This window comes from Nocardioides sp. IC4_145, from assembly GCF_011250565.1.
GTDB lineage: Bacteria > Actinomycetota > Actinomycetes > Propionibacteriales > Nocardioidaceae > Nocardioides.
In genome coordinates this window covers 49,928-71,254 of the sequence record NZ_JAANMS010000014.1, presented here as the reverse complement: position 1 = coordinate 71,254, position 21,327 = coordinate 49,928, and the positions used below count along the sequence as shown (strand labels likewise).

Below are 21,327 nucleotides of genomic sequence, written 5' to 3'. Positions count from 1 at the left end.
TCGACGCCATGGCCACCGTCATCCTCGTCCGCCACGGCCGGACGACCGCCAACGCGAGCGGCATGCTGGCCGGTCGGATGCCCGGGGTGAAGCTCGACGCGACCGGGCAGAAGCAGGCCGCGCGGGCGGGCGAACGGATGAAGGACCTGCCGGTGCAGGCCATCGTCAGCAGCCCGCTCGAGCGCTGCCGGCAGACCGCGAAGGCGATCATGCAGGCGCAGCGACCCCCGCTCACGCTGGTGACCGAGAAGGGCATCACCGAGTGCGACTACGGCGAGTGGCAGGGCCGCCAGCTGCGCGACCTGGCCAAGGAGAAGCTGTGGTCGACGGTGCAGTCGCAGCCCTCCGCCGCCGAGTTCCCCGGCGGTGAGTCGCTGGCCGCGATGCAGGCGCGAGCCGTCGCCGCCGTACGCCGCCACGACGCGGCCGTGGAGGCCGCGCACGGCGCCGGGGCCGTCTGGGTGGCGGTCAGCCACGGCGACATCATCAAGTCCGTGCTGGCCGACGCGCTGGGCATGCACCTCGACCTCTTCCAGCGGATCACGATCGACCCGGCGTCGATCTCGATCGTGCGCTACACCGGCTCCCGGCCCTACGTGCTGGCCACCAACACCCACGCCGGCGACCTCGCCTGGCTGGCGCAGAAGCCTGCGCGCAAGCCGCGGGCCGGCAAGCGGGCGGCGGCGACACCCGCGGCGGACGCGGTGGTCGGCGGCGGCGCCGGTCCGACCTCCTAGCGCGGCCTCATAGGGTGGGGGACATGGCACCACTCGTCCACGGGTTCGACCCGCCGGAGCGCTTCGTCACCGGCACCGTCGGGCCCCCGGGGTCCCGCACGTTCTTCCTCCAGGCCCGCAACGGTGCCAAGCTCGTGAGCGTCGCCCTGGAGAAGCAGCAGGTGGCTGCCCTCGCCGAGCGGATCGACGAGCTGCTGGACGAGGTCATGGCCAGCGATCGGAACACCGCGATGATCCCGGCCGTCGCGCCGCTGGACCTCGAGGACACCGAGCCGCTGGAGCAGCCGATCGAGGAGGAGTTCCGCGCCGGCACGATGACGTTGTCGTGGGACCCCGACGACGAGCGCGTCGTGATCGAGGTCTTCCCGTTCACCGAGGCCGCGGTGGTCTCGCCCGAGCAGGTCGACGAGGACTTCGAGGAGCCCGAGCCCGACGAGGTGCTGCTCGTCCGGATCCCTGCGGGGCTCGCCCGCGCGTTCGTCAAGCGCAGCGAGCAGGTGCTCGAGGCGGGACGCCCGTCCTGCCCCTTCTGCGGTCTGCCGATCGACCCCGACGGCCACCTGTGCGTCCGGGCCAACGGGTTCAAGCGCCGCGACCCGTGACCACCGCCGACGACACCGGCGTGGACCTGCTCGAGGACGAGCTGGTCCTGCACGGCCGGATCATGCCGGCCAGCAACGCGACGTTCCTCGGCGCGATCGGCGACGTGAAGGTCGTCTACAAGCCGGTGGCGGGGGAGCGGCCGCTGTGGGACTTCCCCGGCGGCGACCTGGCCTCGCGCGAGGTGGCGGCGTACGCCGTCTCTGAGGCCACCGGGTGGGACGTCGTGCCTCAGACGTGGCTGCGCGCAGGACCCCACGGCGTCGGGATGGTCCAGCGCTGGCGCGAGCCCGACCCCGAGCAGGCGGCGGTGGAGATCGTGCCCCACGGCGAGGTGCCGCCCGGCTTCCTCCACGTCTTCGACGGCGTCGACGGCCGCGACCTGCCGGTGAGCCTGGTCCATGAGGACACCGAGCCGCTGCGCCGGATGGCCGTCTTCGACGTGGTCGTCAACAACGCCGACCGCAAGGGCGGGCACGTGCTGGAGATGGCCGACGGCCACCGGTACGGCGTCGACCACGGCATCACGTTCCACCACGAGCACAAGCTGCGGACCGTCCTGTGGGGCTGGCTCGGCGAGCCGCTGCGCGACGAGGACGTCGAGGTCGTCAGCCGGGTCCGCGCCGCGCTCTCCGGCGGGCTCGGCGACACGTTGGCGCCGCTGCTCACCGACCTCGAGATCACCGCCCTCGAGCGACGCTGCGCGCGGTTGCTCGACCGCGGCGTCATGCCGGCACCCCACGGCGAGATGCCCGCGATCCCGTGGCCGCCGTTCTGAGCCTCCCGCCGACCGGGTCGGCGCGTCCCGGTCGTTAGGCTGCGGCCATGCGCGCCTGGCAGTCCCCGGAGATCCCGACCCTCGCCGTCACGGGCCCGGAGGTCTCGGTCCACGACACCGCCACCGGCGCGCTCGTCACGACCACGCCCGAGGGGCCCGCGCGCATGTACGTCTGCGGCATCACGCCGTACGACGCCACCCACCTCGGCCACGCAGCGACGTACGTCGGCTTCGACCTGCTCAACCGCGCCTGGCGCAACGCCGGCCACGAGGTCCGCTACGTCCAGAACGTCACCGACGTCGACGACCCGCTGCTCGAGCGGGCCACCAAGGTCGGCACCGACTGGACCGAGCTGGCCGAGCGCGAGACCGAGCTGTTCCGCCAGGACATGACCGCGCTGCGGGTGCTCGCCCCCGACCACTACATCGGTGCCGTCGAGTCGATCCCGCTCGTGCTGGAGCTGGTCGAGCGGCTGCAGGAGGCCGGTGCGGTCTACCGCGTCGAGGACGACCTCTACATGTCGGTCACGGCCGACCCCGCCTTCGGCGCGGAGTCCGGTTGGGACCGCGAGACGATGCTGCGGATCTACCCCGAGCGCGGCGGTGACGTCGACCGCCCCGGCAAGAAGGACCCGCTCGACTGCGTCGTGTGGCGCGGCGAGCGCGAGGGCGAGCCGTCGTGGCCCAGCCAGTTCGGCCCCGGTCGCCCCGGCTGGCACGTCGAGTGCACCGCGATCGCGCTGGAGCACCTCGGCGGCGCGTTCGACGTGCAGGGCGGCGGCAGCGACCTCGTCTTCCCCCACCACGAGATGTGCGCCGGCCACGCCCAGGTCGCCGACCCGGGCACGCCGTTCGCGCAGACCTACGTCCACGCCGGGATGGTGGCGTACGACGGCGAGAAGATGTCGAAGTCGCGCGGCAACCTGGTCTTCGTCTCCGCGCTGCGCAACAGCGACGTCGACCCGATGGCGATCCGCCTCGCGCTGCTGCGGCACCACTACCGCGCCGACTGGGAGTGGACCGACGCCGAGCTCTGGGACGCCGTCGACACCCTCGCCGACTGGCGCCGCGCCCTCGCGCTCGGCGCCGGCGCGCCCGCCGCGCCGGTCGTCGCCGAGGTGCTCGAGGCGCTCGCTGCCGACCTCGACGCCCCCCGCGCCGTCGCCGCGGTCGACCGTTGGGTCCGCGCGACGCTGGGCACCGACGGCCTCGCCGACACCAGCGACCCGGACGCCGCCGTCAGCATGATCGCCGTCCTCGACGCCGCGCTCGGCCTCTCCGTCTGACCGGTCGCCGGGTGGCCCGGGCGACCGTGAGGTTCATCGGGGCGCCGATGGACCTCACGGTTCCCCGATGGAATTTCGTCGGGTACCCGTCAGGTTCGACGGGTCCCCGATGAACCTGACGACTAGCCGGCCCCGCCGCCGGACTCGTCGCCGCGCCGCTTGAGGTAGCGCTCGAACTCGCGCGCGATGGCCTCGCCGGAGGCCTCGGGCAGGTCGGTGGTGTCGCGGGTCTCCTCCAGCGCGCGGACGTAGTCGGCGACGTCCTCGTCGTCCTCGGCGAGCTCGTCGACGCCGCGCTCCCAGGCGCGGGCGTCCTCGGGCAGGTCGCCGAGGGGGATGGAGACCTCCAGCAGGTCCTCGAGCTGGCCGATGAGCGCGAGGGTCGCCTTGGGGCACGGCGGCTGCGCGACGTAGTGCGGCACCGCTGCCCAGTACGACACCGCGGGGATGTCGAGTCGGACGCACGCGTCCTGGAAGACCCCGACGATGCCGGTCGGGCCCTCGTAGGTCGACTGCTCGAGCTTGAGCCGGTCGACGAGGTCCGGCTCGGTGGCCGTGCCGGTGACGGGGATGGGCCGGGTGTGCGGGGTGTCCGCGAGCAGCGCGCCGAGGGTGACGACCAGCTCGCCACCGAGGTCGTCGCACGCGGCGAGCAGCTCGGCGCAGAACTGGCGCCAGCGCATGTTCGGCTCGATGCCGCGCACAAGGATGACGTCGCGGTCGAGGTCCGGGGGAGAGGCGACCGCGATCCGGGTGGTCGGCCAGGTGATCCGGCGGTGCCCGAGCTCGTCGGTGCCGACGACGGGACGGTTGACCTGGAAGTCGTAGAACTCCTCGGGGTCGATGGCCCCCACGACCCGGGCGTTCCAGACCTCCATGAGGTGGTCCACGACCGAGGAGGCGGCGTCGGCTGCGTCGTTCCAGCCCTCGAAGGCCGCGATGACCACGGGGTCGACCAGCTCCGGCAGGTCCTCGATCTCGATCACCACCTCAGGGTAGTCACGTGCCGGGATTTCACCGGTCGCGACGCCCGGTGCCACGATCTGAGAACCCTGTCCAGCACTCGGACGCTCTTCCTACGCTGGAGCCACCTGCCCGGAAGGAGCTGGCGTGCCCGATCTCGCACCGCCGAACCACCGACCCGACGCCACCGAGGCGCTCACCGCGACGCTGCGGGAACGGGTGATGGTGATCGACGGCGCCATGGGCACCGCGATCCAGCGCGACCGACCCGACGAGGCCGGCTACCGGGGCGAGCGCTTCGCCGACTGGCCCAGCGACGTCGTCGGCAACAACGACCTGCTCACGATCACCCAGCCGCAGATCATCGAGGGCATCCACCGGGAGTACCTCGAGGCCGGCGCCGACATCCTCGAGACCAACACCTTCAACGCCAACGCCGTCTCGCTCGCCGACTACGGCATGGAGGAGCTCGCCTACGAGCTCAACCTCGAGGCGGCCCGGCTGGCCCGCCGGGCCTGCGACGCGGTCGAGACCCCCGACCGGCCGCGGTACGTCGCCGGCGCGCTCGGCCCCACGACGCGCACCGCCTCCATCTCGCCCGACGTCAACGACCCGGCCGCCCGCAACGTGACCTACGACCAGCTCGTCGCGGCGTACACCACCGCCGCTCGCGGCCTCGTCGACGGCGGCGCGGACCTGCTGGTGGTCGAGACGATCTTCGACACGCTCAACGCGAAGGCGGCGATCTTCGCGCTCGAGACGCTCTTCGAGGACCTCGGGCGCCGCTGGCCGGTGATCGTCTCCGGCACGATCACCGACGCCTCCGGGCGCACGCTGTCGGGCCAGACGACCGAGGCGTTCTGGAACTCCGTGCGGCACGCCCGCCCGCTCGCGATCGGCCTCAACTGCGCCCTCGGGGCCAAGGAGATGCGGCCCTACGTCGCCGAGCTCAGCCGCGTGGCCGACACGTTCGTCAGCGCCTATCCCAACGCGGGCCTGCCCAACGCCTTCGGCGAGTACGACGAGGCGGCCGAGGAGACCGCGGCGGTCATCCGGGAGTTCGCCGAGGCCGGGTTCGTCAACCTCGTCGGCGGCTGCTGCGGCACCACGCCGGCCCACGTCGGCGCGATCGCCCGGGCCGTCGAGGACGCCACGCCGCGGGACGTGCCGACGATCCGTCCCGCGATGCGGCTGTCGGGGCTCGAGCCGTTCACGATCGACGAGGACTCGCTCTTCGTGAACGTCGGCGAGCGCACCAACATCACCGGGTCGGCGCGCTTCCGCAAGCTGATCAAGGACGGCGACTACGACGCCGCCCTGTCTGTCGCGGCCCAGCAGGTCGAGAACGGCGCGCAGGTCATCGACGTCAACATGGACGAGGGGATGATCGACGGCGTCGCAGCCATGGACCGCTTCACCAAGCTGCTCGCGAGCGAGCCCGACATCAGCCGGGTGCCGGTCATGGTCGACTCCTCGAAGTTCGAGGTGATCGAGGCCGGGCTCAAGAACGTCCAGGGCAAGGCGATCGTCAACTCGATCTCCATGAAGGAGGGCGAGCAGGCGTTCCGGGAGCACGCCCGGCTGTGCCGCAAGTACGGCGCCGCCGCGGTCGTCATGGCCTTCGACGAGGACGGCCAGGCCGACAACCTCGAGCGCCGCAAGGCGATCTGCGAGCGGGCCTACCGGATCCTCGTCGACGAGGTCGGCTTCCCGGCCGAGGACATCATCTTCGACCCGAACGTCTTCGCCGTGGCCACGGGCATCGAGGAGCACGCGTCGTACGGCCTGGACTTCATCGAGGCCACCCGCTGGATCAAGGAGAACCTCCCCGGGGCGAAGGTCTCCGGCGGCATCTCCAACGTGAGCTTCTCCTTCCGCGGCAACAACCCGGTGCGCGAGGCGATCCACGCCGTCTTCCTGCTCCACGCCATCGAGGCGGGGCTCGACATGGGCATCGTCAACGCCGGCGCGCTCGTCGTCTACGACCAGGTCGAGCCGGAGCTGCGGGAGCGGATCGAGGACGTCGTGCTCGACCGGCGCCCGGACGCGGCCGAGCGGCTGCTGGAGATCGCCGAGTCGTTCAACAAGAAGGGCGAGGAGGCCGAGGCCACGGCCGAGGAGTGGCGCTCGCTGCCGGTCGGCGAGCGGATCACCCACGCCCTGGTCAAGGGGCTCGACGCCCACGTCGAGGCCGACACCGAGGAGCTGCGCCAGGAGATCGCCGCCCGCGGCGGCCGCCCGATCGAGGTCATCGAGGGTCCGCTCATGTCCGGGATGGACGTCGTGGGCGACCTGTTCGGCGCCGGCAAGATGTTCCTGCCGCAGGTGGTGAAGTCGGCGCGCGTGATGAAGAAGGCCGTCGCCTACCTGATCCCGTTCATCGAGCAGGAGAAGCTGGACAACCCAGCGCTCGCCACGGCCAAGGACACCAACGGCACGATCGTCATGGCCACGGTCAAGGGCGACGTCCACGACATCGGCAAGAACATCGTCGGCGTCGTGCTCCAGTGCAACAACTTCGAGGTCATCGACCTCGGCGTGATGGTGCCGGCGCAGAAGATCCTCGACACCGCCGCCGAGGTCGGCGCGGACGTCATCGGCCTCTCGGGCCTGATCACGCCGTCGCTGGACGAGATGGTCACCGTCGCCACCGAGATGCAGCGCCTCGGGCTGGAGATCCCGCTGCTCATCGGTGGCGCCACGACGTCCCGCGCGCACACGGCGGTCAAGGTCGACCCGCGCTACGACGCGCCCGTCGTGTGGGTCAAGGACGCCTCGCGGTCGGTGCCGACGGTCGCCTCCCTGCTGCACGCCGAGCGGCGCGTGGGCCTGCTGGCCGACCTCAAGGCCGACTACGACTCGCTGCGCGCACGCCACGCCACCAAGCAGGACCGGCCCCAGCTGACGTACGCCGACGCGTGCGCCAACGCCACGCCGGTCGACTGGGACGGCTACGTCCCGCCCGCGCCGAAGCAGCCCGGCGTGCACGTGCTGGACGACTACGACCTCGCCGAGCTGCGCGAGTACATCGACTGGCAGCCGTTCTTCAACGCCTGGGAGATGAAGGGCAAGTTCCCCGACATCCTCAACAACCCGGCCAGCGGCGAGGCCGCCCGCAAGCTGTACGACGACGCGCAGGCCATGCTCGACCGGATGGTCGCCGAGCGCTGGGTGACCGCCCGTGCGGTCTACGGCTTCTTCCCGGCCAACGCCGACGGCGACGACCTCGTGGTCTGGGCGGACGACGAGCGGCGCGAGCAGCGGACGGTCCTGCACCAGCTGCGCCAGCAGGGCGAGCACCGCGCGGGCGTCCCCAACCGCTCGCTCGCCGACTACGTCGCGCCCACCTCGACGGGGCTCGCCGACCACGTGGGCGGCTTCGCCGTCACCGCCGGCATCGGGCTGCCCGAGAAGGTCCAGCAGTTCAAGGACGACCTCGACGACTACTCCGCGATCATGGTCGAGGCGCTGGCAGACCGGTTGGCCGAGGCCTTCGCCGAGCGGCTCCACCAGCGGGTCCGCACCGAGCTGTGGGGCTACGAGCCGTCCGAGTCGCTGACCAACGAGGACCTCATCGCCGAGCGCTACGCCGGCATCCGCCCCGCGCCCGGCTACCCCGCGTGCCCCGACCACACCGAGAAGCGCACGATCTGGGAGCTCCTCGACGTCGAGGCCGCGACGGGGATCCGGCTCACCGAGTCGATGGCGATGTGGCCCGGCGCGTCGGTCTCGGGGCTGTACTTCAGCCACCCGCAGTCGCAGTACTTCGTCGTCGGCCGGCTCGGCCGCGACCAGGTGGCGGCGTACGCCGAGCGCAAGGGGTGGACGCTCGCCGAGGCCGAGCGCTGGCTCTCGCCGAACCTCGGCTACGACCCGGAGGACTGATGGGCGACCTCGCGCGTCCCGCAGCGGTGCTGTGGGACATGGACGGCACGCTCGTCGACACCGAGCCGTACTGGATCGAGACCGAGTTCGCGCTCGCCGAGCGCTTCGGCGGCAGCTGGTCCGAGGCGCACGCGCTCGCGCTCGTCGGCAACGACCTCATGGTCTCCGCGCGCTACATCCGCGAGCACATGCCGCTGGACCTGCCGCCCGAGGAGATCGTCGAGCTGCTCCTCGACGGCGTCGTGGAGCGGGTACGCCGCAGCGTGCCGTGGTGCGCGGGTGCGCGCGAGCAGCTGCTCGCCCTCGCCGAGGCGGGCGTGCCGTGCGCGCTGGTCACGATGTCGTGGACCCGGTTCGTCGAGCCGATCCTCGAGCAGCTGCCCGCAGGGACGTTCTCGGCCGTCGTGACCGGCGACCAGGTCACCCACGGCAAGCCGCACCCCGAGCCCTACCTGACCGCGGCGGCCCAGCTCGGCCTCGACCCCGCCGACTGCCTGGCGGTCGAGGACTCCACGACCGGTGCGACCTCGGCTGTCGCGGCCGGCTGCGAGGTGCTCGTCGTGCCCAACCACGTCGAGGTCCCGCCGGGGGAGCGGCGCTCGTTCGCCACCACCCTCGACGGCCTCGACCTGCACGAGGTCTGGCGCGCCGCTCGGGCGGGCCGCCGCCCGACCGTCCCGGCTGCCCGGAGGTCCTAGTACCTCCGGGCAATGGCGCGACCGGTCGTCGCCCGGCAGAGTGAGCACTGCTTCGGGGGCGCTGGACTCCCAGCGCGTCAGGAGAGGCCCACATGTTCGTCCGTCGCAGTCCCGCCATCGTGCTCGGCCTCGTGCTGGGTGCAGCGGCCCTCGCTCCCGCTCCGGCGGTGGCGAGTGATGGCGGGACTGCGAAGGACGTGGTCTCCGCGGCGGCCCCGAGCGGCGACGGCGCCATCCCTGCGCCCGGCCCGGACGGCCTCCCGGCCAAGCGGCTGAAGGACACCCAGGAGAGCGCCTGGGCCACCTGCCAGGGCGGCAGCCGGGTCAAGCTCCGTACGACGTTCATGACGAACGCCGAGATCGAGGTCGTCGGCGTGGTCTTCAGCAACGACGACGACATCTGGTCCTGGAAGTTCAAGCACAACGGCGACTTCTCGTTCATGGGCGAGGTCAAGGCCAAGGACGCCGACCGGTCCTTCCGGATCGTCCGCAGCATGCTGGACCTCAGCGGTCCGGACGACGTGCTCTTCCGCGCCCAGAACGAGAAGACCGGCGAGACCTGCAAGGTCGAAGCCACGGTCTGACGCCCGGCTAGGCGCTGCCTATCCTGAGCGCGCGCCAACGAGGCGCGTCGAGAGGTGGCGTCGTGCGTCTTCTGCGCAGTCCGGTCGTGCAGTTCGTGCTGTTCGCCGTCGTGACGATGGTCGTCATCGTCGCCAGCACCAACGCCATCGCACGCAGCGTCGCCGAGGACGAGGCGATCGCCGAGGCCCGCAACACCACCGAGGTGCTCGCGAAGTCGGTGGTCGAGCCCGCGCTCGAGGACTCCAAGGACCGCATGCTCCGCGGCACGACGCGCGGCTCCGACCAGTTCCTCCAGTTCGCCAAGCGGACCCTGATCAAGGCGCTCGACGTGCAGAACCCACGAGCGGTGCGGTTCAACATGTGGCTCGAGGACGGCTACCTGCTCTACGCGAACCAGGGCGAGGTGGCCGCACGCTCGTTCGACATCGGACCGGACCGCCGCCGCGTGCTGCGCGAGGGCGGGACGGGCTACGAGGTGGCCGACCCCGACGATCCCGAGAACAGTGGTCGAGGACTGGTGGAGGAGGACCTGGTCCGGGTGTACACCCCGGTCGAGGTGCGAGGGCAGCGACTGCTGTTCGAGGTCTACTACTCCCTGACCCGCATCCAGGAGCGCCGCGGCGAGATCCTCGAACCGTTCCGCTGGATCACCATCGGGTCGCTGGCCGGCCTGCTGCTCGTCGTCACGCCCATCCTCTGGCTGCTCACCCGGCGCCTGACCAGGGCCGGCGAGGAGCGGGAGCGCCTCCTCGTCCACGCGGTCGACGCCTCGGACGCCGAGCGGCGCCGGATCGCGCGGGACCTGCACGACGGGGTGGTCCAGGACATCGCCGGCACGACGTTCTCCGTCACCGCGCTCGCCCGCGACCCCGCCGTGCCCGATTCCGCGCGACAGACGCTGGACGGCGCGGGGGACAGCCTGCGCGACAGCCTGCGGGCGCTCCGCTCCCTGCTGGCCGAGATCCACCCGCCCGACCTGCACGCCGACGGCCTCGAGCCGGCCCTGGACGACCTCGTCGCGCCGGCCACCAACGCCGGCATCCAGGCGTCGGTCGACGTCAGCGGGGTCGACGGGGCCTCCGACGCAGCCGTCGCCCTGGTCTGGCGCGTCGCCCAGGAGGCGGTGCGCAACGCCCTGCGCCACTCCGATGCCACGACCGTGGCGGTCACCGTGCGCGGCGTGGACAGCCGGCTGCGGCTCGAGGTCGTCGACGACGGGATCGGCTTCGACCCGGCCGTCTCCGACCCGGACCGCTACGGTCTCAAGGGCCTGCGCAGCCTGGTCAAGGACATCGGCGGCGAGATCGACGTGATCTCGGCGCCCGGAGCAGGCACGACGGTCCGGATGGAGGTCGCCCAGCAGTGAGCAGCACACCGATCCGCGTGGTCCTGGTCGACGACCACGCCGTTATCCGCGCCGGGATGGCGCAGCTCCTGGCCGGCACCGACGACATCGAGGTGGTCGGCCAGGCCGAGGACGGTGCGCGAGCCCTGACCGTCGTGCGCGAGACCGACCCCGACGTCGTGCTGATGGACCTCCAGATGCCCGGCGTCGACGGCGTGACCGCCACCCGCAACATCAAGGCGGCCGGGCTGCGCAGCGACGTGCTGGTGCTCACCTCCTACTCCGACAGCGAGCGCATCGTCGGCGCCCTCGATGCCGGGGCGGTCGGCTACCTGCTCAAGGACGCCGACCCCGACGACGTGCTCGCCGGGATCCGGTCGGTCAGCCGGGGGGAGTCCCCGATCCACCCCCGCGCGGCGCGCGCGCTGCTCGGCGTGCGCTCCTCGCCGCCGCAGGTCCAGCTCACCAACCGCGAGACCGAGGTGCTCGGCCTGGTCCGCGAGGGCCTCGCGAACAAGCAGATCGCGCGGCGGCTCGACATCAGCGAGCGCACGGTCAAGGCGCACCTCACCTCGGCGTTCGCGCGGATCGGCGTCGTCGACCGCACGCAGGCAGCCCTCTGGGCCGAGCGGAACGGTCTGTAGGGCTCGACCGGTCAGGCCGTGGGCTGGGCGTCGGGCTGGGCGTCCGACAGCGGGGGAGGCGTGCCGCCGAACTCCGGGCACAGCGACCGGTGCTGGCACCAGTCGCAGAGCCGGCTGCGCCGCGGCCGCCAGTCGCCGCTCTCCTCCGCGGACCGGATCGCCTGCCAGATCGCCTCGACCTTGCGCTCCGTCGCGAGCAGGTCCTGCTCGTCGGGGCGGTAGCGGAGGATCTCGCCGTTGCCGAGGTAGACCAGCTGCAGCACCGCCGGCACGATCCCGCGGGTGCGCCAGACCACGAGCGCGTAGAACTTCATCTGGAACAGCGCGCGAGCCTCGAAGCCGGCCGCCGGCGACCGCCCGGTCTTGTAGTCGACGATGCGGATCGACCCGTCCGGGGCGACGTCGACGCGGTCGACGAACCCGCGCAGCAGCAGCTTCGAGTCCAGCAGGCTCTCGACGTACAGCTCGCGCTCGGCCGGCTCCAGCCGCTGGGGGTCCTCGAGCGTGAAGTACCGCTCGAGCACCGTCCGGCAGGACGCCAGCCAGGCCGCGACCTCGGGACCGTCCTCGCCGAGCATCGCCGCTACGTCGGGCGACTCCTCGCGCAGCCGCTCCCAGGCCGGCTCGAGCATCGCCTCCGCCTGCGCCGGCGTCCGGTCGGCCGCGGGCAGGTCGAAGAGGTCCTCGAGCACCTTGTGCACCACCGTGCCGCGCACCTGGTCCGGCGACGGCGGCTCGGGCAGCCGGTCGACGGTCCGGAAGCGGTAGAGCAACGGGCAGGTCAGGAAGTCGCCCGCTCGGCTCGGGGAGAGCGCGCCGAGCACCTCGACCCCGTCGACGGGTGTCGAGACCCGCTCGGCCGGCGAGGGGACCGGTGACACGTCCTGCTGCACGCTCATGGGCCAGACCCTAGGCGAGCCCACGGACAGTCGCGGTGTGCCCGCACCGATACGCTGGCGAGGTGGCCGACCCCGAACCTCCCGGCGACGGCCGGGCCACCGCCGCCCGTCCCACGCGTCCGCCCGGCACCTTCAAGGTCGGCACCATCGCCGGGGCGGACGTGCTCGTCTCGTCGTCCTGGTTCATCGTGGCCGCACTCATCGCCGTGGTCATCGCGCCGCGGGTCGAGCAGGTCGAGCCCGGCCTCGGTGCGCTCAAGTACGTCGCCGGGCTGGCCTTCGCGGTCGTCCTCTACCTCTCGGTGCTGCTCCACGAGGCGTCGCACGCGGTGATGGCGCAGCGCTACGGCTACCCGATCAGCTCGATCACCCTGCACTTCCTCGGCGGCATGACCGCGATCGAGGCGGAGACGACCAAGCCGAAGCAGGAGTTCGTGATCGCCGTGGTCGGCCCGCTGACGTCGCTGGCGGTCGGCGCGGCGGCGTTCGGGCTGTGGTTCGTCGTGCCCGACGGGCTGCTGCTCCTGGCGGTGGAGGGCCTGGCGGTGGCCAACCTGCTCGTCGGCGTCCTCAACCTCGTGCCCGGGCTGCCGCTCGACGGTGGCCGGGTGCTGAAGGCCGCCGTCTGGGGCGCGACGAAGGATCAGCACCGCGGCACGATCGCCGCCGGCTGGGGCGGCCGGATCACGGCGGTCCTGGTGCTGCTGTGGCCGCTCGCGCTCGAGCCGCTCCTGGGCGTGCAGGCCGAGCTGCTGGACTTCCTGCTCGCGTTCGTCGTGGGCCTGTTCCTGTGGACCGGCGCGACCGCGGCGATCACCTCCGCGCGGGTGCGCCGCCGCCTCCCGCACCTGGTCGCCCGCGACCTCGCACGGCGTACCCTCGCCGTCCCCGAGGACCTGCCGCTGGCCGAGGCGGTACGCCGCGCGCAGGACGCGCAGGCCGGCAGCCTCGTCACCGTGGCGGCCGACGGCACGCCGGTCGGCCTGGTCAACGAGGCCGCCCTCCTCGCCACGCCCGAGGACCGCCGGCCCTGGGTCGCGACGTCCACCGTGGCGCGCACGCTCGAGCCGGGTCTCCGGATCTCCGCCGGCCTCGCCGGGGAGGAGCTGGTCCGGGCGATCAGCCGGACCCCGGCGACGGAGTACCTGCTCATCGAGGACGGGGGCGTCGAGGGCGAGGGCGTCTACGGCGTGCTCGTGACCGCCGACGTCGATCGCGCGTTCCGCGAGGGTCGCCACTAGGGTTCCGCGCATGCCCGACGCCCTGCCCGACGTGAGCCGTGACGCCTGGTCGGGGGTCCACCGCGGACCCCTGCGCGACGGGGAGTGGGTGCGGCTGACCGACCAGAAGGGCCGCCGCCACAACTTCGAGCTGGTCCCCGGCAAGCGCTTCTTCTCCAACCGGGGCCACCTCGAGCACGACGAGCTGATCGGCCGCGAGGAGGGCTTCACCGTCACGTCCTCGGCTGGCGGCGAGTACCTCGTGTTCCGCCCGCTGCTCTCGGAGTTCGTCGTCTCGATGCCCCGCGGTGCGGCGGTCGTCTACCCCAAGGACGCCGCCCAGATCGTCGCGATGGCCGACATCTTCCCCGGCGCCCACGTCGTCGAGGCCGGCGTCGGGTCGGGTGCCCTCACCTGCTCGCTGCTGCGCGCGGTCGGGCCGTTCGGCAAGGTGTCGTCGTACGAGCGCCGCGAGGAGTTCGCCGACGTCGCGCGCAAGAACGTCACGCAGTTCTTCGGCGCCCCCGACGGGGAGACGCACCCGGCCTGGCAGCTCACCCTGGGGGACCTCGCCGAGGCGCTGCCCGCGTCCGGCGAGCGCTGCGACCGGATCATCCTCGACATGCTCGCGCCGTGGGAGTGCCTGGACGCCGCCGCGGACGCGCTGGTCCCCGGCGGGATCGTGTGCGCGTACGTCGCCACAACCACCCAGCTCTCGCGGTTCGTCGAGACCGTGCGGCTCCACGGCGGGTTCACCGAGCCCCAGCCGTGGGAGTCGCTCGTGCGCGACTGGCACGTCGAGGGGCTCGCCGTCCGACCGGGCCACAAGATGATCGGCCACACGGCGTTCCTCGTGACCGCCCGCCGGATGGCCCCCGGTCAGCGGCCGCCGCTGAAGAAGCGGCGGCCCGCTCCCGGCGCCTACGGCCCGGACTACACCGGCCCCCGTCCGCCCGGCGTACCCGTCGAGGAGCCCGTCGTCCAGGACTGAGGACGGGGTCGCCGGCGGGGCTGTCGACGGGCCGCGTCCGAATCGTGACCATCCCGGCGGTTCACCCCCTTCCGTCGTCGGGATCCGCGGGTAGGGTCGCGGCACACGAGGAGGTGCGCCGATGACATCCGACATCCCCAGCTCGGGCAGCCGCGCTCAGGACGGTCCCAGCCCGGAGGAGCTCGCGAGCCACGTCCGGTTCCTGGAGGCCGAGGTCACCGACCTCAGGCGCCGCCTGAGCGACTCGCCCTCGCACAGCCGCGGCCTCGAGCTCCGGCTCGCCGACGCGCAGCGCTCGCTCGCCGCGGTGACGTCCCAGAACGAGCGGCTCGCCAGCACGCTGCGCGAGGCCCGCGACCAGATCATGAAGCTCAAGGAGGAGGTCGACCGGCTCGCCCAGCCGCCCGCCGGCTTCGGCACCTTCCTGGCCCGCAACGACGACGACTCGGTCGACGTCTTCACCGGCGGCCGCAAGCTCCGGGTCAACGTCAGCCCGAGCGTCGACCTCGACACCCTGCGCCGCGGCCAGGAGGTCATGCTCAACGAGGCGCTGAACGTCGTCGCCGCGCTCGAGTTCGAGCAGGTCGGCGAGGTCGTGATGTTCAAGGAGGTGCTCGCCGACGGCGACCGCGCCCTGGTCATCGCCAACGCCGACGAGGAGCGCATCGTGCGGCTGGCCGAGCCGCTGCGCGGCGAGACGATCCGCGCCGGCGACAGCCTGCTGCTGGACTCCCGCGCCGGCTACGTCTACGAGAAGGTCCCGAAGTCGGAGGTCGAGGAGCTCGTCCTCGAGGAGGTCCCCGACATCGCCTACGAGTCGATCGGCGGCCTCGGCGGCCAGATCGAGCAGATCCAGGACGCGGTCGAGCTGCCGTACCTCTACCCCGAGCTCTTCCGCGAGCACCAGCTCAAGCCGCCCAAGGGCGTGCTGCTCTACGGCCCTCCCGGCTGCGGCAAGACGCTCATCGCCAAGGCGGTCGCGAACTCGCTGGCCAAGAAGGTCGCGGCGCGGCACGGCACGGACGGGGCGGGCCAGGAGGTGAAGTCGTACTTCCTGAACATCAAGGGTCCCGAGCTGCTCAACAAGTACGTCGGCGAGACCGAGCGCCACATCCGCCTGGTCTTCCAGCGGGCGCGGGAGAAGGCCAGCACCGGCACGCCGGTCATCGTGTTCTTCGACGAGATGGACTCGCTGTTCCGCACCCGTGGGTCCGGCGTCTCCTCCGACGTCGAGAACACCATCGTCCCGCAGCTGCTCAGCGAGATCGACGGCGTCGAGCTGCTGGAGAACGTCCTGGTCATCGGTGCCTCGAACCGCGAGGACATGATCGACCCGGCGATCCTGCGACCCGGTCGCCTCGACGTGAAGATCAAGATCGAGCGCCCGGACGCCGAGTCCGCGCGCGACATCTTCTCCAAGTACCTCACGCCGAGCCTGCCGCTCCACGCCGACGACCTCGCCGAGTTCGGCGGGGACCGCGAGGCGACCGTCGCAGGGATGATCCGCGCCACCGTCGAGCGGATGTACGCCGAGACCGAGGAGAACCGCTTCCTCGAGGTCACCTACGCGAACGGCGACAAGGAGGTCCTCTACTTCAAGGACTTCAACTCCGGCGCGATGATCCAGAACATCGTCGACCGCGCGAAGAAGATGGCCATCAAGGACTTCCTCGAACAGCAGCAGCGCGGTCTCCGGGTCGCCCACCTCCTGCAGGCGTGCGTCGACGAGTTCAAGGAGAACGAGGACCTCCCGAACACCACCAACCCCGACGACTGGGCGCGGATCTCGGGCAAGAAGGGGGAGCGGATCGTCTTCATCCGCACCCTCATCAGCGGCAAGCAGGGCACCGAGCCCGGCCGGTCCATCGACACCGTCGCCAACACCGGTCAGTACCTCTGATCCGTTCGCGCCGGGGCTGTTGCGGGTAACGGTCCCGGCGCGGCGGCCACCCCCGAGGCCGCCCGGACAAAGGAGACCCCTGTGCTCAAGATCCTGCTGATCGTCCTCGTCGTCCTGGCGATCCTGTACGTCGGCTCGATGCTGCTGCGCCGCCGCTGAGGAGTCCCTAACCCGACGGCACGACGTCGGTGACGTCGGCGACCTCCGCGCCCAGCGCGACGAGGAGGTCGCCGGCCTCGACGGTCACCCCGACTCCGTGCTCACCGCCGCCGACCGAGATCCGTCCGGCGACGGACGCGTCGGCGACGACCGGGAGGGCGGTCCGGCTGCCCAGCGGCGTGATCGTGCCCCGCTCGTAGCCGGTCACCCGCAGGGCCTCGTCCGCGGACGCCATCGTCAGGCGGTTGACGCCGAGCAGCGCCCGCAGCTTGGGCCAGGCGATCTCCCGGTCGCCGGGCACCAGGACGAACCGGTGGTTCCCCTCGGCCACCCGCACCACCATCGTCTTGACGAGCCGGCGGGGCTCCACCCCGCGCGCAGCGGCCGCCTCCGCCAAGGATCGCACCGGTCCGTGCCGGGTCACCTCGACGTCGAGCCCGAGCTCGCGGGCCGCCGCGACGACCCGCTCGTGACCGCTCACCGAGCCACCGCTCGACCGACGAAGCCGTGGGTCCACGGCCGGGAGACGGCCGGGCCGGGGAGGTAGGACTCCCGGAGCTCCTCGACGACCAGCCCGGCGGCGGCGACCAGCGCGGGCACGTCGCGGCTGAGGTGGCAGCCGCCGCACACGACGCGTTGCACGGGGTCGAGCCGTCGCTGCCAGGCGGCCACCCGGGCGACCGGCGCCAGGCCGTGCTCGAGGAAGTGGAACGACCCGCCGGAGCGCAGCACCCGGCGTACCTCCGCCAGCGCGAGCGAGGGGTCCGGGATGGTGCAGAGGGTGAATGTCGACAGCACGGCGTCGTACGACGCGTCCCCGGCGTCGAGCCGCTGGCCGTCCAGCCCCGTCCGGCGCACCGGCACGCGGGCCGCCGCACGTCGGCCCGCGGACATCCGCCAGCCGACGTCGGAGGGCTCGACGGCGTCGACGGTGACCACCTCGGGCGGGTAGCAGGGGAGGTTCGCCCCGCTGCCGAACCCGATCTCCAGCACCCGCCCGGCCAGGCCTTCGCAGGCGGCCTCCCGCAGCGCGGTGACCTCCCGGCCGGCCAGCGCACGGTCGGTGAGGTGGGGGACGACCCGTTCGGTCCACAGACCCATCCGCCCAGCGTAGGCGCGTCGCCCCCGTAGGCTCGGAGCATGAGCGTCCGCCGAGTGATGGGCACCGAGGTCGAGTACGGGATCTCGGTGACCGGCCAGCCACTGGCCAACCCGATGGTCGCCTCCTCGCAGGTGGTCAACGCCTACGCCTCGGCGACGGCCAAGGCGCGCCGGGCGCGGTGGGACTTCGAGGAGGAGTCGCCGCTGCGCGACGCCCGCGGCTTCGACATGTCCCGCCAGGTCGCCGACGCCAGCCAGCTCACCGACGAGGACCTGGGGCTGGCCAACGTCATCCTGACCAACGGCGCCCGGCTCTACGTCGACCACGCCCACCCGGAGTACTCCACCCCCGAGGTCACCACGCCGCTCGACGTCGTGCGCTGGGACAAGGCGGGGGAGCAGGTGATGCTCGACGCCCAGCGCCGCGCCGCGCTGCTGCCGGGCGGGTCACCGATCGCGCTGTACAAGAACAACACCGACGGCAAGGGCGCGTCCTACGGGGCGCACGAGAACTACCTGATGCGGCGGTCCACCCCGTTCGCGGAGATCGTCAAGCACCTGACGCCGTTCTTCGTCAGCCGCCAGGTCGTCACCGGCGCGGGCCGGGTCGGGATCGGCCAGGACGGCCGCGAGCACGGTTACCAGGTGAGCCAGCGCGCGGACTTCTTCGAGGTCGAGGTGGGCCTCGAGACGACGCTCAAGCGCCCGATCATCAACACCCGCGACGAGCCGCACGCCGACCCGGACAAGTACCGCCGGCTCCACGTGATCATCGGCGACGCCAACCTCGCGGAGGTGTCGACGTACCTCAAGGTCGGCACGACCGCGCTGGTGCTGGCGATGATCGAGGACCGCTTCATCAACGTCGACCTCTCCGTCGACGGACCGGTCTCCGCGCTGCGCGCCGTGTCCCACGACCCGACCCTCGAGCAGACGGTCACCCTGCGCGACGGCCGCCGGTTGACGGGCGTCCAGCTGCAGCTCGAGTACCTCGACCTGGCCCGCAAGTACGTCGAGGACCGGTATGGCGCCGACGCCGACCCCCAGACCGTCGACGTGCTCGCCCGCTGGGAGTCGGTCCTCGACCGCCTCGAGCGCGACCCGATGCTGTGCGCCGGTGAGCTCGACTGGGTCGCCAAGCTCAAGCTGCTGGAGTCCTACCGCTCCCGCGACGGGCTGGACTGGGACGACGCGAAGCTGGCGCTGATCGACCTGCAGTACTCCGACATCCGCCCCGAGAAGGGCCTCTACGCCAGGCTCGCCGCCGCGGGTCGCATCGAGCGGCTGCTCGACGACGCCGTCGTCGAGTCGGCGATGCACGACCCGCCGGAGGACACCCGCGCCTACTTCCGCGGCCGCTGCCTGGAGAAGTACGCCGAGCACGTCGCCGCCGCGTCCTGGGACTCGGTGATCTTCGACCTGCCCGGCCGCGACTCGCTCCAGCGCGTGCCGACCCTCGACCCGTTGCGCGGCAGCAAGGCGTCGGTCGGCGAGCTGATCGACCGGTGCCGGACGGCCGAGGACTTGTTCACCGCACTCACCCGGTGACTGAGTAGGTTGGGTTTCGACCCGCCCGTCACGCGCTCGCAAGCTCGCCCGCGGGGCTCGCTCAACCTCGCGTCCCACGCCGCGCGCTCCTTCGTCGCGCTCGGCTAGGGTCGTGACATGGCACAGGAGCAGAAGCAGCCGAAGCGGTCCTCGGAGACCGAGGAGGTCGTCGAGACGGCCCCCGAGACGGACGTGGCCGAGCGCAAGGAAGCCCTGGACAGCGACGTCGACGACCTCCTCGACGAGATCGACGACGTCCTCGAGACCAACGCCGAGGACTTCGTGAAGTCCTTCATCCAGAAGGGCGGGCAGTAGGCCTTGTCCGATCCCCGTCTGCCCGCTGCCTACCTGCAGCCGGGCGTCTCGTCGTTCGCCGACTTCCTCGCCGACCAGGCTCCTGACCTGCTGCCGGCGCGCCGGGCCGTCCCGCAGGGCAACGCCGGCGACCTGGCCCCGCACGGCACCACGATCGTTGCGGCCACCTTCCCCGGCGGCGTGGTGATGGCCGGCGACCGCCGCGCCACGATGGGCAACATCATCGCCCAGCGCGACATCGAGAAGGTCTTCCCGGCCGACGAGTTCTCCGCTGTCGGCATCGCCGGCACCGCGGGCCTTGCGGTCGAGATGGTCCGCCTGTTCCAGACCGAGCTCGAGCACTACGAGAAGATCGAGGGCACCACGCTGTCGATGGACGGCAAGGCCAACCGCCTGGCCGCCCTCATCCGCGGCAACCTCGGCATGGCGATGCAGGGCCTGGCCGTCGTGCCGCTCTTCGCCGGCTACGACCTCGCGGCCGGCCAGGGCCGGATCTTCAGCTACGACGTCACCGGCGGCCGCTACGAGGAGACCGCCTTCCACTCGGTCGGCTCCGGCTCGCTGTTCGCCCGCGGCGCGCTCAAGAAGCTCTACCGCGAGGACCTCAGTCCCGAGGACTGCGTCACCGTCGTCGTCCAGGCGCTGTACGACGCCGCGGACGACGACTCCGCGACGGGCGGCCCCGACCTGGCTCGCCGCATCTTCCCGGTGGTCCAGGTGATCACCGCGGAGGGCGGCCGCCGGATGCGCGACGAGGAGGTCGCCGAGATCGCCGACCGCGTCGTCGCCGGCCGGATGGTCCGTCCCGACGGCCCGGCCGCACCGTTGACCGGCCCCTCGACCGGAGGTGACGCGCGATGAGCACGCCGTTCTACGTCTCGCCCGAGCAGCTGATGAAGGACCGGGCGGACTTCGCCCGCAAGGGCATCGCCCGCGGCCGGTCCGTGGTGGCGGTGCAGTACGCCGACGGCGTCCTCTTCGTCTCCGAGAACCCCTCGCAGGCGCTGCACAAGGTCTCCGAGATCTACGACCGGATCGCCTTCGCCGCGGTCGGGCGCTACAACGAGTTCGAGAACCTCCGCATCGCCGGCGTCCGGCTCGCCGACATGCGCGGCTACGCCTACGACCGACGCGACGTCACCGGCCGCGGCCTCGCCAACGCCTACGCGCAGACCCTCGGCACCATCTTCTCCAGCGGGGGCGAGAAGCCCTACGAGGTCGAGCTGTTCGTGGCCGAGATCGGCGACAAGGCCGCGTCCGACCAGATCTACCGGCTGACGTACGACGGGCAGGTCGCCGACGAGCACGGGTACGCCGTCATGGGCGGCGCCGCCGAGGCCGTCACGGCCCACCTCAAGGAGCACTACCGCTCGGGTGCCGCCCTCGAGGAGGCCCTCAAGACGGCCGTCGCCGCGTTGGGCCACACCGAGACCGAGGACCGCGTCATCGCGGTCGACGACCTCGAGGTGGCCGTGCTGGACCGCACGCGCATCCAGCCGCGGAAGTTCTCGCGCCTGGCGCCGGCCCGGCTCGAGGTGCTGCTCGGCGGTCGGGGCGAGACCTCGCCGTCGCAGGTGCACCCCGATCCCGAGCCGCCCGCCGCGGACCCCGAGCCTCCGGTGGCCCCGCCGATGTCCTGAGCCGACCGCTGTCGAGCGGCGGGTGCCGCGGGT

At 72.1% G+C, this 21,327-nt stretch carries 20 protein-coding genes; 16 read left to right on the top strand and 4 right to left on the bottom strand.

What is annotated here, in order from left to right; all coding sequences use genetic code 11:
* Positions 1–8: 8 nt before the first annotated feature.
* The 4 genes from G6553_RS08505 to mshC are packed head-to-tail and all read left to right on the top strand — an operon-like array spanning position 9 to position 3,401.
* A complete protein-coding gene (locus G6553_RS08505; protein ID WP_166191022.1) occupies positions 9–737 on the top strand; it encodes a histidine phosphatase family protein in 729 nt (242 codons plus the stop codon).
* 23 nt (positions 738–760) lie between these two features.
* Positions 761–1,339: a DUF3090 domain-containing protein gene (locus tag G6553_RS08500; protein WP_166191020.1), complete on the top strand. Its 579-nt coding sequence runs from the start codon at positions 761–763 to the stop codon at positions 1,337–1,339.
* Positions 1,336–2,115 carry an SCO1664 family protein gene (locus G6553_RS08495; RefSeq protein WP_166191018.1) on the top strand — a complete coding sequence of 260 codons (780 nt, stop codon included), beginning with the start codon at positions 1,336–1,338 and terminating at the stop codon, positions 2,113–2,115. Before G6553_RS08500 ends, G6553_RS08495 begins: the two co-directional genes overlap by 4 nt.
* A 47-nt stretch (positions 2,116–2,162) precedes the next feature.
* Complete coding sequence (mshC, locus tag G6553_RS08490; RefSeq protein ID WP_166191016.1) at positions 2,163–3,401, top strand: cysteine--1-D-myo-inosityl 2-amino-2-deoxy-alpha-D-glucopyranoside ligase; 1,239 nt, start codon at positions 2,163–2,165, stop codon at positions 3,399–3,401.
* 122 nt (positions 3,402–3,523) lie between these two features.
* Here the strand turns inward: mshC and G6553_RS08485 are convergent, their stop codons facing one another.
* Positions 3,524–4,387, bottom strand: a complete 864-nt coding sequence (locus G6553_RS08485) for a PAC2 family protein (RefSeq protein WP_166191014.1) — start codon at positions 4,385–4,387, stop codon at positions 3,524–3,526.
* A gap of 124 nt (positions 4,388–4,511) precedes the next feature.
* Between G6553_RS08485 and metH the strand changes: the two genes are divergently transcribed.
* The 5 genes from metH (at position 4,512) to G6553_RS08460 (ending at position 11,521) form a co-directional block, all read left to right on the top strand.
* Positions 4,512–8,249 carry a methionine synthase gene (gene metH, locus G6553_RS08480; RefSeq protein ID WP_166191012.1) on the top strand — a complete coding sequence of 1,246 codons (3,738 nt, stop codon included), beginning with the start codon at positions 4,512–4,514 and terminating at the stop codon, positions 8,247–8,249.
* Positions 8,249–8,947 carry an HAD family phosphatase gene (locus G6553_RS08475; protein ID WP_242680165.1) on the top strand — a complete coding sequence of 233 codons (699 nt, stop codon included), beginning with the start codon at positions 8,249–8,251 and terminating at the stop codon, positions 8,945–8,947. Before metH ends, G6553_RS08475 begins: the two co-directional genes overlap by 1 nt.
* A 92-nt stretch (positions 8,948–9,039) precedes the next feature.
* Positions 9,040–9,531 carry a hypothetical protein gene (locus G6553_RS08470; RefSeq protein ID WP_166191010.1) on the top strand — a complete coding sequence of 164 codons (492 nt, stop codon included), beginning with the start codon at positions 9,040–9,042 and terminating at the stop codon, positions 9,529–9,531.
* Positions 9,532–9,593: 62 nt separating this feature from the next.
* Positions 9,594–10,898 (top strand): sensor histidine kinase, encoded by a 1,305-nt coding sequence (locus tag G6553_RS08465; RefSeq protein ID WP_166191008.1) that lies wholly within the window; start codon positions 9,594–9,596, stop codon positions 10,896–10,898.
* A complete protein-coding gene (locus tag G6553_RS08460) occupies positions 10,895–11,521 on the top strand; it encodes a response regulator transcription factor (protein ID WP_166191006.1) in 627 nt (208 codons plus the stop codon). The genes G6553_RS08465 and G6553_RS08460 overlap by 4 nt, the downstream gene beginning before the upstream one ends.
* A gap of 11 nt (positions 11,522–11,532) precedes the next feature.
* Here G6553_RS08460 and G6553_RS08455 read toward each other — a convergent pair whose 3' ends face one another.
* Positions 11,533–12,420, bottom strand: a complete 888-nt coding sequence (locus G6553_RS08455; protein WP_166191004.1) for a RecB family exonuclease — start codon at positions 12,418–12,420, stop codon at positions 11,533–11,535.
* 62 nt (positions 12,421–12,482) lie between these two features.
* On the opposite strand from G6553_RS08455, the gene G6553_RS08450 reads away from it, so the two are divergent.
* The 3 genes from G6553_RS08450 to arc all read left to right on the top strand — a co-directional run bounded on the left by G6553_RS08450 (position 12,483) and on the right by arc (position 16,531).
* Entirely contained in the window at positions 12,483–13,661 is a 1,179-nt protein-coding gene (locus G6553_RS08450) for a site-2 protease family protein (RefSeq protein WP_166191002.1), read from the top strand.
* 10 nt (positions 13,662–13,671) lie between these two features.
* Positions 13,672–14,631 carry a tRNA (adenine-N1)-methyltransferase gene (locus G6553_RS08445; RefSeq protein ID WP_166191000.1) on the top strand — a complete coding sequence of 320 codons (960 nt, stop codon included), beginning with the start codon at positions 13,672–13,674 and terminating at the stop codon, positions 14,629–14,631.
* Positions 14,632–14,752: 121 nt separating this feature from the next.
* Positions 14,753–16,531 carry a proteasome ATPase gene (gene arc / locus G6553_RS08440; RefSeq protein WP_166190998.1) on the top strand — a complete coding sequence of 593 codons (1,779 nt, stop codon included), beginning with the start codon at positions 14,753–14,755 and terminating at the stop codon, positions 16,529–16,531.
* Positions 16,532–16,697: 166 nt separating this feature from the next.
* On the opposite strand, the gene G6553_RS08435 is transcribed toward arc, so the two are convergent.
* Positions 16,698–17,171, bottom strand: a complete 474-nt coding sequence (locus G6553_RS08435; protein ID WP_166190996.1) for a YbaK/EbsC family protein — start codon at positions 17,169–17,171, stop codon at positions 16,698–16,700.
* Positions 17,168–17,791, bottom strand: a complete 624-nt coding sequence (locus G6553_RS08430) for a class I SAM-dependent methyltransferase (RefSeq protein ID WP_166190994.1) — start codon at positions 17,789–17,791, stop codon at positions 17,168–17,170. The genes G6553_RS08435 and G6553_RS08430 overlap by 4 nt, the downstream gene beginning before the upstream one ends.
* A 39-nt stretch (positions 17,792–17,830) precedes the next feature.
* Here G6553_RS08430 and dop point away from each other — a divergent pair, with 39 nt between their 5' ends.
* The 4 genes from dop to prcA all read left to right on the top strand — a co-directional run bounded on the left by dop (position 17,831) and on the right by prcA (position 21,294).
* A complete protein-coding gene (gene dop, locus G6553_RS08425) occupies positions 17,831–19,339 on the top strand; it encodes a depupylase/deamidase Dop (RefSeq protein ID WP_166190992.1) in 1,509 nt (502 codons plus the stop codon).
* 117 nt (positions 19,340–19,456) lie between these two features.
* Complete coding sequence (locus tag G6553_RS08420) at positions 19,457–19,654, top strand: ubiquitin-like protein Pup (protein WP_166190990.1); 198 nt, start codon at positions 19,457–19,459, stop codon at positions 19,652–19,654.
* Between the two features lie 3 nt (positions 19,655–19,657).
* On the top strand, positions 19,658–20,515 hold the full coding sequence (prcB, locus tag G6553_RS08415) for a proteasome subunit beta (protein ID WP_166190988.1): 858 nt from the start codon (positions 19,658–19,660) through the stop codon (positions 20,513–20,515).
* Positions 20,512–21,294 carry a proteasome subunit alpha gene (prcA, locus tag G6553_RS08410; RefSeq protein ID WP_166190986.1) on the top strand — a complete coding sequence of 261 codons (783 nt, stop codon included), beginning with the start codon at positions 20,512–20,514 and terminating at the stop codon, positions 21,292–21,294. The genes prcB and prcA overlap by 4 nt, the downstream gene beginning before the upstream one ends.
* Positions 21,295–21,327 lie beyond the last annotated feature (33 nt).